The organism is Verrucomicrobiia bacterium (assembly GCA_035577545.1).
Classification (GTDB): Bacteria; Verrucomicrobiota; Verrucomicrobiia; order Palsa-1439; family Palsa-1439; genus Palsa-1439.
The window spans coordinates 55504-67913 of record DATLVI010000008.1 but is presented as its reverse complement, the minus strand read 5'-3'; the positions used below and the strand labels follow the sequence as shown (position 1 = coordinate 67913).

Annotated in this window: 14 protein-coding genes; all 14 read right to left on the bottom strand. The window is 59.5% G+C overall.

Annotated features, from left to right (window positions below; genetic code table 11):
• Nucleotides 1-47: 47 nt before the first annotated feature.
• The 14 genes from VNL17_02170 to VNL17_02105 are packed head-to-tail and all read right to left on the bottom strand — an operon-like array spanning nt 48 to nt 12357.
• The gene (locus tag VNL17_02170) at nt 48-914 is read right to left on the bottom strand and encodes a CPBP family intramembrane glutamic endopeptidase (protein ID HXI82879.1); all 867 of its coding nucleotides are present in this window, start codon (nt 912-914) and stop codon (nt 48-50) included.
• Nucleotides 915-932: 18 nt separating this feature from the next.
• On the bottom strand, nt 933-1697 hold the full coding sequence (locus tag VNL17_02165; GenBank protein HXI82878.1) for a ComF family protein: 765 nt from the start codon (nt 1695-1697) through the stop codon (nt 933-935).
• A complete protein-coding gene (locus tag VNL17_02160; protein HXI82877.1) occupies nt 1625-2539 on the bottom strand; it encodes a CPBP family intramembrane glutamic endopeptidase in 915 nt (304 codons plus the stop codon). The genes VNL17_02165 and VNL17_02160 overlap by 73 nt, the downstream gene beginning before the upstream one ends.
• Nucleotides 2540-2878: a hypothetical protein gene (locus tag VNL17_02155; GenBank protein HXI82876.1), complete on the bottom strand. Its 339-nt coding sequence runs from the start codon at nt 2876-2878 to the stop codon at nt 2540-2542. It abuts the gene before it with no gap.
• 43 nt (nt 2879-2921) lie between these two features.
• Nucleotides 2922-5480 carry a type II secretion system secretin GspD gene (gspD, locus tag VNL17_02150; GenBank protein ID HXI82875.1) on the bottom strand — a complete coding sequence of 853 codons (2559 nt, stop codon included), beginning with the start codon at nt 5478-5480 and terminating at the stop codon, nt 2922-2924.
• Between the two features lie 9 nt (nt 5481-5489).
• Nucleotides 5490-6011, bottom strand: coding sequence for a hypothetical protein (locus VNL17_02145; GenBank protein HXI82874.1), 522 nt, complete (start codon nt 6009-6011; stop codon nt 5490-5492).
• Complete coding sequence (gene gspM / locus VNL17_02140) at nt 6008-6547, bottom strand: type II secretion system protein GspM (GenBank protein HXI82873.1); 540 nt, start codon at nt 6545-6547, stop codon at nt 6008-6010. Before gspM ends, VNL17_02145 begins: the two co-directional genes overlap by 4 nt.
• Nucleotides 6544-7971, bottom strand: a complete 1428-nt coding sequence (pilM, locus tag VNL17_02135; GenBank protein HXI82872.1) for a pilus assembly protein PilM — start codon at nt 7969-7971, stop codon at nt 6544-6546. The genes gspM and pilM overlap by 4 nt, the downstream gene beginning before the upstream one ends.
• Nucleotides 7968-8987 (bottom strand): type II secretion system minor pseudopilin GspK, encoded by a 1020-nt coding sequence (gspK, locus tag VNL17_02130; protein ID HXI82871.1) that lies wholly within the window; start codon nt 8985-8987, stop codon nt 7968-7970. Before gspK ends, pilM begins: the two co-directional genes overlap by 4 nt.
• Entirely contained in the window at nt 8987-9781 is a 795-nt protein-coding gene (locus VNL17_02125; GenBank protein ID HXI82870.1) for a prepilin-type N-terminal cleavage/methylation domain-containing protein, read from the bottom strand. Before VNL17_02125 ends, gspK begins: the two co-directional genes overlap by 1 nt.
• A gap of 2 nt (nt 9782-9783) precedes the next feature.
• Nucleotides 9784-10191 carry a hypothetical protein gene (locus tag VNL17_02120; GenBank protein ID HXI82869.1) on the bottom strand — a complete coding sequence of 136 codons (408 nt, stop codon included), beginning with the start codon at nt 10189-10191 and terminating at the stop codon, nt 9784-9786.
• Nucleotides 10188-10721, bottom strand: a complete 534-nt coding sequence (locus VNL17_02115; protein HXI82868.1) for a GspH/FimT family pseudopilin — start codon at nt 10719-10721, stop codon at nt 10188-10190. Before VNL17_02115 ends, VNL17_02120 begins: the two co-directional genes overlap by 4 nt.
• Nucleotides 10693-11124: a type II secretion system major pseudopilin GspG gene (gspG, locus tag VNL17_02110; GenBank protein ID HXI82867.1), complete on the bottom strand. Its 432-nt coding sequence runs from the start codon at nt 11122-11124 to the stop codon at nt 10693-10695. Before gspG ends, VNL17_02115 begins: the two co-directional genes overlap by 29 nt.
• Nucleotides 11125-11139: 15 nt before the next feature.
• Complete coding sequence (locus tag VNL17_02105; GenBank protein HXI82866.1) at nt 11140-12357, bottom strand: type II secretion system F family protein; 1218 nt, start codon at nt 12355-12357, stop codon at nt 11140-11142.
• Nucleotides 12358-12410 lie beyond the last annotated feature (53 nt).

The window sequence follows — 12410 nt, the reverse complement described above, 5'->3', positions numbered from 1 at the left end:
ACCCTCCCGCAACACCTGACCCCCTTGCCCCAATGGGTTTACTCTTCTTAGAATCGATAGGGAACACTCGCCAATACATCCGTCAGGCCGTGGGTACCACCTCCGGCGACGATACTACCCGTCTTCTGCCGGAGGCACCCGTAAAACAGACCTGTAAAACAACTTTGGACGCCGTACCACCATGCAAAATCCAGATGCCCGTGGAAATAATCGACCGTGTTCAGGGCATGGAGAAATCCGAACAGGAGGGATGACACACAGAGTCCCGGTCCGAAATCAAATCCCAGAAACCGAAAGGGCTGCCCGAAGGCCTCGTCAACGCGTGTCTGAATATACCCTCGAAAAAATGTCTCCTCACCAAAGCCGGCTCCCAGGAATAACCAACCCACGGTCAATAAGACCGTCAGAAGAGGTCGATGCGAATACACGGCCACTACCACGGGAACCGACAGCAGCGCAATCATGAGTGACAGTCCAAAGACCAGAGGGACGCGGTCCAGAAGGGTTCTGTGTCGCTTCAATGTCCAGATCAGGAGGACCGACAAAATGAGGCCAAAGATAGCCCCCGCCAACCGGCCTGCCATGTCATTATGCGGGTGCGCTGGATCAAAATGCACATGGGTCAACACCAGTCCCAACCCTGCCAGCGATACCATCAACACACTCCACAACAACCCGACGTTCAAATTGTATCGCGATCGCCTCAGGGTCAGCCCATAGACCTCAAAGCTCCTCCGGCACAATGACAACACGGAAACCGTGAACAGAATCATCACCAACCCCGGTGTGAAATTCAGTCCCGCACTCCCTTCCCATCTTCCAAGCGCGGTAAACTGCTTCAGGGATCGATACGTTACGTGCACGAAGGCGAAAGCCAACAGGACCTCGATGATGGCTGCAGCCCGCTTCTTCATAAGTCTGGTGTGGCGCAGTTACACGCCTCGCGCGACAGCCAGCGCCACGACTTCCCTGGCTCCCGCCGACCGCAGCGCCTTGGCACAACTATCGAGCGTTGCGCCCGTGGTAAACACGTCATCCAATAGCACAAGGCGTTTGCCTGTGAAAGCGGTGTTATCGCGTACGGCGAACGCGCCACGCATGTTTCTCGCCCGTGCCTCCGCGCTCAGCTTCGTTTGTGTCGAGGTGTCTTTCACCCGACGCAGACGTCGCTTCACAACCGGGGTGTTCAGTGCTTTCCCCAGCGCATCCGCGAGGTATTCAGCCTGATTGAACTCGCGCTGCCGTTGTTTGCGCGGATGCAACGGCACAGGGACGATGGCGTCCACTTCCCGCCAGTCGATCCAGCGGCGGGCGGCGATTTGCAACCAATCCGCCAGATGCGGGCCAAAATACATCTCACGTTGATACTTGAATCTCAAGATGCAGTCGCGCACGACGCCTTCGGCCCGGCAAGCCGCGATGGCACGTGAGAAATAAAAGCGCAAGTCCTGGCAATACCCGCACACGAGCGTGTCACCCGTGACCGAGCCGGTGAACGGTGACGCGCATTGTCGACAAAACGGGGGCTCAATGGGTTTCGCGGAAGCCAGGCAATCGGGACAGACGATGCCCGGCTCGATTTCCGAGAGCGAACAACTGCAGAAAGGACAGTTCCGCGGCCAGACTATGTCGCAGGCGCGTCGCCACCAGAGTTGGACGGCCCCGGGGCGCGCAGAGGTTTGAGTTTGTTCTGGCATAGCCATGCAACCAACGCGAGCAGCACCGTGAGCACAAGCCACGCAGCTTTGTCCTCAATAATCTGGTAGGCCCCAAGCCAGCGGGCAAATTCATTGGCCAGGACCCACCCCGCGTGCAATCCGATGGAGAGGTATAATGCCCTCGTCCGCGCATAAGCCAATCCCAAAATGCAGCCGGCCAGAAACAACGTCACGAATCCCACGAAGACATCCCGTTCACCAACCGACCGCGTGACACTGCCCATGAGGCATGTCCATCCACTGCTCCACGTGACCTGGTCCGCCGGGATGACCACGTGCGTCGGCTTTACAAAATGCAACGCAGAATAGATCACGCTCGCCAGAACCACGGCGGTCACGGCGCTCATCCCCCGTTCCAACGCGCCCTGGAGCGCCCCGCGAAAGAACGTTTCCTCGACCAGCGCGACGAGGATGCCCGTGACACAATAACGCAGAACTGCGCCCGCCACCTGCGCCCCCGACTTGTCGAGATTAACGGACCGGCTTCTCATTGCGATCTCGATGATGATCAACAGTGCGAACGATCCCAAGCCGATCGCAAACCCGACGAGAACGTGCCACCACCCGCCACGAGCCTTCACGTAGCCGAGGTCTCTCCAGGAACGAAACCCGACGTTGCGCAGCAGCGGCCACAACCCCGCAAATGCGACAATCAAGAGGGCGCGGTCGAAAATGCGACGGAATGGCTGCCGGGCCAGCCAGCCGAGGGCCGGAATGTGCGCGGCGAGCGCTTGCAATGTCCAAAACAGCCACGGCGCCAACAGCGCGCCCAGCAAGACGACGGCGACCGCATAAAGGCCGATGGCCTTGGATGTTCTCAATTACGATTGGGTCGGGCGGTGGAGTTCCTGCGGCGTGAACGGCTTGCGCCGCTGGATTTCATTATCCTGTTTCTCCGAGGGAGACCCAGGATCGATGATTTCACTGTAGCGAATCGAGGTGTGCGGGATCCAGTACACCTTTGTGTCGGTCTCGACAGGTCGCTCGTGGGGCAAACGAGACTCCAGGTCGGCTTGCTCTTGAAAACGGCGCCCGCTGACGCGCAGCCCGGTTTCGTCCACATCGGTGACAATCCCGCGGATGACTTCGCGCGGTGTTTGGATATGAAACCGCCGCAACACGATCATGATCCGCTGGTTGAGTAGTCCGGTGGTGTCCATGAGGTTCCTCTAAGGTGAACGAGCCATTCGATGCTCACGGTGACTACTGCGTGATGATATCGCCGTCCTCCAACTTCAAGGCCTTGACCTTCGTCGACTGGCGATCCGTCGGGTCCTCAACCGCGGGTTGCGGCTCCGCGACGACCGGTCGATTTGCCGGAACCGGCGCGCGACTACTGGTACCGCTCGGGATGACTCGATTGGTCACCGTATTGGCATCCGGGAAATAGTGCTGCTCCAATTCTTCGCTCACACCCAACATCTTCAAGCGCCGCCTGGCCTCACCCACGGCCGCCGTATCGGTGCGCAGAACCGTGGGCCGGATGAAGATAATCAGCTCGGTGCGCTTTTTGTTGTTCGCCTGGCTCTTAAAAATCTGTCCGATAATCGGAATATCCCCAAAGAACGGCGTTTTCGTTGTCGTCAACGACTTTGATTGCTGGATCAAACCGCCCAAAACAATCGTGCTCTTGTCTTGAACAGCCAGTGATGATTTTGCCTCCCTTTTCAGGATGGTCGGCACGATCGTCCCGCCAATGTTAACGTTGGCGCCGAGATCGTTCACTTTCTGTTCGACGTCCATCCGGACGTATCCATCGGGATTGATCCGCGGAGTTACCTTCAATTCAATGGCGACGTCCTGATACTGGATACTGGAGGTCACGCCGGAGGTGGCCAACGTACCCGTGCCGCTAACGAGGGAGGACGTTTGCGAGGTGGGGACAGGGACCGATTCGCCAACAGTGATATCCGCCTCCTGATTGTCCATCGTCTGGATGACGGGTGTCGAAAGGACCTTGCTGTTCGCGGTGCTGGCGAGCGCGTGGACAACCGTGTCGAGGTTAAGATTCCGAAACGTGGTGAAATAAGTCAGTCCGCCCGCGCCCCCCGCCAGGGCTGCCGCAGTCGGCAGGTTACTGCTGATCGCGCTGAGCGGCGACAACTGAACGGGCGTATTGCCATCCGTGCTGTTACCGCCGGTGCCGGATGCCTCGCCGGCCTTCCACAACCGGCTAAAGAGGTCGACCCCGACATCGAGTTCGTTGTTGAGCGTCAATTCGGCGATCACCACTTCGATCTGCACCTGGGCCACCGACGTGTCCATGCTCCTGACCAATTGCTCAATGCGCACCAGATCTTCCTTGGTCGCCATCACCAAAAGCGAGTTTGTCCGCGGATCGGGTAGAATGCGCACGCCCTCGGCGTATTGCAGGAAACCGGTATCCACGCCGCTTCCGGCGGAGCCCCCGGCCGGTGGCGGCGGGATGGACGGCGGTCGGGCTCCCGTAGTCGTACTGCCCGGAGTGCCTGTCGTGCGTCGCGCCGGCGCTGCAGGCGTTGAGCCCGTAATGAGCGAGTTTAAAAGCGAAGCGATGTCCTCGGCGGTGGCGTAGTTGAGTTCAATGACCTTCATTACCACGTCCGGCTCAACTTTCGCGTCCAACTCGGCAATCAGCTTGTCGAAAAAACCGAAATTGCTTGGTCGCGTCAGGATGAAAATCTTGTTGGTGCGCTCGTCGGCGGCCATAATGACCTTGCCTTCAACGGCGGATTCCTCACCGGGCGCGCCGCCTGGTTGTCCCGGTACGCCCGGGCGGCGGATCTGCCCCGGCGCTTGGGGAGGTTGCCCCGGCTGACCGGCTACCGAGGCATGTCCACCGGCCTGCTCGGCGCCCTGAATGATCGACTGCAAGCGCGCCATGACGTCAGCGGCCTTGGCGTGGGCGAGCACGTAGGAATGCATTTCCATGCGCAACATCGACGGTTGGTCGACGTACGCCACAATTTCCATCATCTGTTTGAGATTGGCGGCGGTTTCCGAGATCAGGATGCTGTTGGATTTCTGCAAGGGCACCAACTGGCCATAGGGGTGCAGGTACGGTTGCAGCACGGTGACGACCTCCGTCGCGTCAGCATATTTCAACGGGATGATCTGTGTCCCCAGCGTATCGGCTGGTGCGGTTACCTTGCCAACGGGGAGGCCCTCTTGTTTGGCCGTGGTAATCTGGACGACTTTGAGGAACTTCTCGCCCAGAGGGATGGCAGCGATGCCGTTGATTGCGAGTACGCTGTCGAGCGCCTGGAGCGCGTCACTCTTGGTCAATTTTGACTGGCTCCGGAAATTGATTACCCCCGCCAGGGTCGGCGCCGCAATGATCGACTTGCCCGTCAGGCGCGCGTACCATTCGAGGATGGCGGTGACCGGGGCGCCCTGGAACTGAAAGTCGATCGTCTCTGCCTCGGGGGGGGGTTGCGTTGGCGCTGGCGGTGAAGGCGATGGAACGGGGGCTTTGACGGCAACCGGCGCGTTCGTCTGGGGTTGCGGCAACGGTGAAGAAGGTGTTGTCGCACCGGCTTGTGGCGGTGGAACTTCCACGACGTCTTGCGTGGGGTTCTTACCAGCCGCATTCTCGCTGTTTGTTGGGACCTGATTGGGCTGCACTACGGGAAAAGGCAGCGGCGGCGCTGCCTGCTCCGCCGGGGCGTTCGTTGTCACCACAGCGTTGGTCGCCTCCTGGGCGCTGGCAACCTCATCCGATCCCGCGACCGCCAGAAAGAACAGCGATGCTGAAAGTCCAACCGTCAAAAGTCGTATTCTCAATTGTCTCACTCATCCTCCCCGTCGAAACGGAATGCGGCGAACTCCCGGTTGCAGTGGCACCGGCGCGGGCGATACCCCCGGAACACCTGGTTGCGGCTGTGCGCCCGGGACTGGTGGGGCCGCGCCGACCCCGGTTTTGGTCTCCAATGACAGTGTGGCGACCTCCAAACCTTGTTTCAAGACAAGCTTTACCTGGCCCTTGTCCGACTTCTCAATTTTCACAACGGTCGTCTCCCCCATCGTGTCGCCCTCCGCTTTGAAATAGGTCTGGCTGCCTTCCTTGTCAAAGATGACTGCCAGGAGCGGTTTCGTATCATCCTCCTTGAGCAACCCCACGAAAGTGTAGTGCGCGGAAAAAGAGGGCTGTGGAACATCGGCCCCGCCGCTCATCGCGCCAAAGGGCAGGCGGTCGATAATGACCTGGTAACGCGAGAAGTCGTGCAGCGTATCCGTGGCGCCCATGGCCGATCCAACCAGCGTCGCCGTCAAGGCGCATACAACCGCAATGCTCCTCACAGAATGCTGGCTCACGAGTTGGTACTCCCCATTTTACCGGACAGGGCGCGGACCTGGATTTCACAGCGCAGGATGCCGGGATTCTCAGGGCGCGGCGAGAGCGTCAGCTGCTCGACACTCATGAAACCGGCGCCCGTTTGCAACGCGAAGAGAAACTTCACGAGCGACTCGGTTGTCGCCTCAACGGTACACTGCACCGGCAACACGCGATACACGCCTTTGTCTTCCTCAGTCATCTGGCGTGTTGCGTTGATTTGAACACCGGAACTGCTGGCGACCTCCTGGATCTTCTTCGCAACATCGGAGGTATACTGGAAACGTTCGGCTTGTTGTCCAAGCCCTTTCTTGAGTTCGTCATACTCCTTGCGCCACTCTTCCTTGTGCTGAATCGTCGTCCGCATACCGTCGAGTACGCGTTGCTTGCTCTTGAGTTGGATACCGGTTTCCCGCCAATTACGCAGAAGAGGAATGACCAGAAAGTAGTTACTGATCAACACGGCCGCCGTGACGGCAACAACCAATATCCCGCGTTCTCGTTTGGTGATTTTCATCGTCTCCCAGCCGTTACCGGCCCCGCAGCGGTTTTGAGAGTACAAGTCAGGTCAAACTTCGTCAAGCCGCCCACCGTGTCGCTGCGGCCCGACACTTTCGAAAACAGATCGCACTGCTGAAGTCGGGTTTGAAAATCGAGCGCGACGGCCCCCGACGGCGCCTGTCCCTTGAGTGACAACGTCAGGTCCTTCTTGAACACAAACGAAGTCAATTGCATGTCTTTCGGCATGCGCGACGTGATCTCGCGCAAGACCTCCAGCGCGGACGATTTCGTATCGAGTTGATTGCGCATCGCAATCAACTCACCCTCCAACTGCCGCGCAGCGTCGTAGTTCTTCTGCTGGTTCTTGATTTCCTTCACAACCCGATTGAATTGTGCGTTCTTCAAAGCCAGCAGGGTCAGGAACACCGCGAGCGCCAGGACGTAAATGACGCCCAGCGCAATCGCTCCACGAATGAGCCGCCTCCGGAAGGCTTTGATTTGGCGCTTTTGCCGCCACTCCTCCGGCAGGAGGTTCAAATGGGCCGCCTCACCGGTCGCGTACTGCAGGCACAGGCTCAGGCCCGCGGTGGGCACGGTGCCGTTGCTGAGCAGCGACGACTGCGCGGTCAGGCCGTTTGCGACTTTCTCCGCGAACGCTTTCAATTCTTCGCCGGGTGCGAGAAAGATGACGCCACCCATCGCCCGTTCCGGCTGTCCAGCCTCGGTCGCGACAAACGTGCGCTGAAGTTCTTCGCGTAACACGGATTCGCCTTCCGCTCCCAGCACGAGGGAACGGACCGCGAGGGGCACGACTTGTGAGTACACAATCACATCTGCGGAGACCAACCCAAGGATCACCAGCACATTCAGGCGGTCGTCCGTCGCCAACAGGTTGCGCCGGGCCAGCGCATGGAACATGGCCAAAGCGTCAACCGAGACCATTTCCGGTTGTAATCCGGCTGATTCCAGCGCTTCTACGCGCTCATTGACCTTGGCCTTGCTCGCGATGGCCACGAGTACCTGTGTTTGTCCATCAGCGACGGCCAATGGTTCGAAGCTGTAGACGACTTCCTCCAGCGGCAGGGGCGTGATGTTGTCGATCTGCAAATCAAGCATCTGCTTTAATTCGGTCGGCTCGGTCGCGGGCAGACGCAGGATCTGGCAGAGCACGTCTTCGCAACTCACGGAAGTGACAACGCGATGCTCGCGGGGATCGAATTGTTGGCGCAGCGACTGCGCTGCATTCTGCCATTGCGGCGGCGCGTCCGGTGCCTCGGCGGGTGGTACGGCGCTGGCGGAGGACTGTTGCAGCACGCTGACCTCAGAGCCTTCCGTGCGTGTGGTGGTAAGTTCAAGGCTGGAGGGCCCGAACGCAACAGCCGCCCAACCACGGGCATGACCCAGACCGCTCAGTTTGCGCGGATTGAGATTGGTCTTCACGTCCCCTCCCGCACTTCACGCCACATGACAGTCTGGACCTTGCCCGCGTTGCGATACAGCGTCGCCAGGATGGTGCGCTTCACGCCACCAACCTCTCCAGTAGACTTCACGGTGAAAAACGACGAGGTAACTGCAACGAGAGGCTGCGCTGACTGTTTGGCTTCTGGATCGAGATTGCCGATCGCCGCGAAGAACTCTTCGGCACTGTGGAACGGCAGGTCATCGTCCGTACCCGGGATGCCGTCGGCGCCATCACGGCGGGCCAGGACAGCCTGTACCTGGGCGTCGTCGAGACCCAGCGTCCCCAAAACAATCGCCGACGCGGTGTTCACATTGATAAAGCCCGAGGTCATCGTGGTAAAAACATCTTGCAGACCCGGCCGCGCCGGATCTGTATCCGTCGCCGGCGTCCCTTTGTACAACTCGGGTGTCACCCCGCGAATCAACAACAGTTCTTCAACCCGATCCAGCGGGGCGTTTTTCGCGCGATAAGGCGGCGAAAGGCTCTGGTAATAGTCACTCTCCGCGCCGTTCAGGCGGGTCAAATCGTCTGCGTCAATCCAATCCAGGATCGAATCCGTGATGACGTCGCCATCCGCCGGGTCAGCGCCGAGCAACCCGAACAGGCGCTTGAGTTGCAGGTCGGTCGCGCGGTTGATCGGGATCTTTGATTCCTCGTCAGTCACCTTCACATTGTAAATTCCGTCACCCAATTCATGGTCCACGTACATCAACGCGTTGGTGGCCCATTCCTGGTTGAGCGCGTCAATCCCGGAATTGGTTGGAGACAGTGCGCCGACGATCAACTCCATTCGCGCCACCTCGACGCCCGAACGCGCTAACATTTCGGCCTTCAACTCCTTGCGGGCGTACGATGCCACCTGCGTTTCGACGTGCATTGTGAAAGCAAACCCACTAATCAGCAAGGACAAAACCAGCACGACCCACAACACGATGACGATGGCGATGCCGCGGTTGTCGGGAAAGCGGTTGGTAGGAGAGGCGCCGCTTTTCATCACATTCCCCTCGGGAGTGGGGACCCTTGCTGCCCTCGCTGTTGTCCCACATTGGTGTTCAGCGTTCCCAGAGAATCAACGTCGCGGCGTTGGACCTCGTTGGTGCTCGACAGGGGGGCCAGCATTGGGTTGGTCCCGCGGGCGATGAAATCGGCGACCGGAAGATCGATCGCCCGTGTAACGGTCACGGGCGGGATTTGGTCGCCGGGCTGGCCGAAGACAACGGTGAACTCCATTGCGGCTGGAATGGCGTTGGCGTCTTCCCACTTGTCGTACCAGGCCCCATCGCGCGGGTCGAGGTAGCGGATGAAGAAGCCGCTCACGTCCATCGATATCACGTGCGCCTGGAGCTCTTGCTTGGTATCATCGGTCACGCTCAGAGCGGGCTGGTTCACGATGGCAAGGTAGGTGCGCCGGTAATCATCCTGCTCCATGGAGATGGTCACTCGTCGCATGCCAACGTCACTGGCTTCGCTGGGCGGCAGGAACGCATCCGAAGCTGTGACAAAACTCACGCTGTCGCCCAGGCCCGGATGTCTGACGCCAATCACTTCGTACAAGTCGGGAGACGCGGCAAAGTAAACGGCCGATTGTGCCAACTCCGCCAGCGTTTCCATGACGACCCGTTGCCGCTGAAATACCTCGGTGGCTTCACCGCCGCGCCGCCACGCCCTCAAAGAGCCGCTCCAAAGGCCGTATACCCCGGTAAGAACGAGGCTGAGAATCGCCACCGCCGCCAGGACTTCGACCAGCGTGAAACCCCCGCGCTTGCTGTTGGGACAATGGGACAGCATGCTCACCGTTGTTTTAGCGGCAAATACCGGTATTCGACCACGGAGTCACTGGAGAGCTGGCCGCGCTCGTACCAGTAAACGGTAATCGTTTGCTTCCAGAGCCCTTCCGTATCCGTCTCCTCGAGCTTGCGCGACCAGGAAAAGCCGGGGTAATCGTCAAACTCGCCTTCCTGGTCCAGGAGATCTGTGGGACGCTCGGTGCGGAACTCGAAACTCTTGTTCGCAAGGAGAATCTCGGACGTGGAATAACTCTGGACCGCGCGCGCCGCCGCCAGGCAACGGCCCAGGGACTCGACGATCGCAACCGTGCTGATCGCCAGCAGCGCCATGGCCAGGATCACTTCCAACATCAGGAATCCACCGTCGCGGCGCTGCGGCGCGTCAGGATTTCGTTGGCAGCGAACGTTCATAGCTTCACGACCCACGGCATGCCGCGACACGTCACGGGGTCGACCATGATCGCCAGACCGCTTCCCTTCTCCACGCCGCGAAGCGTAATCGTGAACGCATCGCAAGTCCCGTTCGGGTAAAAAGTCGCCTCCACCAGCCCTTTCTGTTCCGCCGGCTGGTCGCCAATTTGGACGGAGGCCACCCCGACTCGCGGCGAGAGTTCAATCTCCTTCAAAACCACGGTTGATGATTCGGCGTCGTCAGGGGCATTGGTCCCGACGAATTGCGTGAGCGAGATCTTGCGTTTATCCATGTTGACGTACAGGGCAACCTTTTGCTGGCGTAGCACGGCGTTTAGCTTCGCAAACTGGCAAGTGGTGATCACCGTTCGCCCGGTCGCGTTGAGGGCGGCCGCGTTATACGAGCGGATGAAGTTGGGGACCGCCATCGCCAGGATGATGGCAACGATGAACGCCACGATGCTCAACTCGATCAGCGTGAAACCGGCGCGTCGTGAGCGTCTACTGCCAGTTGCCGATGTCGTCATCATCACCTTCATTGCCGTTGGGGCCAACGGAGAACAGGTCGTAGCCGTTGGGAATCTTCTGGCCCGGGTACCGGTAGATGTAGTCGCGGCCCCATTGGTCCTTGCGAAGCACGGGCGGGTCGAGGTACGGGCCTTTCCAGTTCGGGAGAGTAACTCCGCTCGGCTGCGTGATCAACGCTTGCAATCCCTGCTCGGTCGTTGGAAACATGCCGTTGTCGAGTTCGTAGACACCGAGGGCGTTCTTATAGGAATCAATTTGGTTTCGCGTCGCTATCAGCCTCGCCTTCTCCGATGAACCGGACAACTTGACGACCGCCACGGTGATCAACATGCCAATGATGACGACCACCAGCATGATTTCCAACAGCGTAAAGCCGCTTCGTGAACTAAACTTGTTTGGTTTCATAAACCTGTTCTCCGCTCATTTTCCAATGCCTGACGTGATATCGAAAACAGCCATGAGCACGCTCAGAACAATCGCGCCCACGACCATTGCCATAAAGATGATTATGGCGGGTTCCAGCAGGGTCGTGAATACCTTCAGTGTTCGCGACAACTCCGACTCGTAGGTGTCGGCAATGTTCGCCAGCGCCGGCACCACTTCGCCGCTTTCCTCCCCGACTGCCAGCATGTCGATCAGCAGGGGCGGGAAAATCTTTCCCTTCGCCAGCGGCTGGGAAAGGCTCGTGCCGTCGGTCACCCGCGTGCGCGCCTCGCGGAGTTCGTTGGCGATCACCCGGTTCGTCATCGTGTCTTCGACAATCTGCAGCGCGCCAAGCACCGGCACCCCGTTCTCAAGGAGCGTGGCCAGCGTGCGGGCGAACTGTGCGAAGGCGTTGGCCATGATGATGCCGCCAAACACGGGCAACCGTAGCTTCCACGCATCGAGCGCGAGCCGTCCCTCGGGCGTGCGGACGCGCACGCGATAGGCCATCACCGCCCCGGCGATCAAGAGGACGCCCACCCACCAGTATCCGACGAATGCATCACTGACACCAATCAGGATTCGCGTCGGCAACGGCATCGTCCGGCCCATCTCCTTGAACATCATGGCAAACCGCGGCACCATCACCAGCATAAAGAAGATGATGACGCAAATCCCGACGCACACGATGACCAGAGGATACAGCAACGCGCCGACCACTTTCTCGCGCACTTCCGCCATCTGTTGTTGATGCTTTCCGAGACGCAGGAGCACGTCGTCCAAAGCGCCGCTGGCCTCGCCCGCCTTGATCAGGTTGACGAAGAAACGCGAAAAAATCAGGGGATGTTTAGCCAGCGAGTCGGACAAGCTTTCGCCCTGCTCGATGCCACTTCGTAAATCGCCGAGCACCGCCGCGAGCGCCTTCTTCTGCGTGCGTCGCTCCAGGGTGTCGAGCGCCTTGCTCAACGACATCCCCGAACGCAGCAGGCTGGAAAGTTGTTGGGTGAACATCAGCACGTCGCGCGGTTTGACGCGGTTCCGAAAGCCCGTGGCCCCTGGCTTGCCATCCCGCTCCGTCTCGGTGGACTCCACGGCCAACGGAAAGAAACCCAGTTTGCCCAACTCGGCCAACGCGGCCCGGCGGTCACCTGCCGCCAGCGAGCCATTGACCAGTTCGCCCGCGCGTGTTTTGGCCTTGTATTGAAATGTTGGCATGCGATCTCGTCGTTACTGGGACACCGGGCAGCATACTTTGTTCCGGGTGGCGC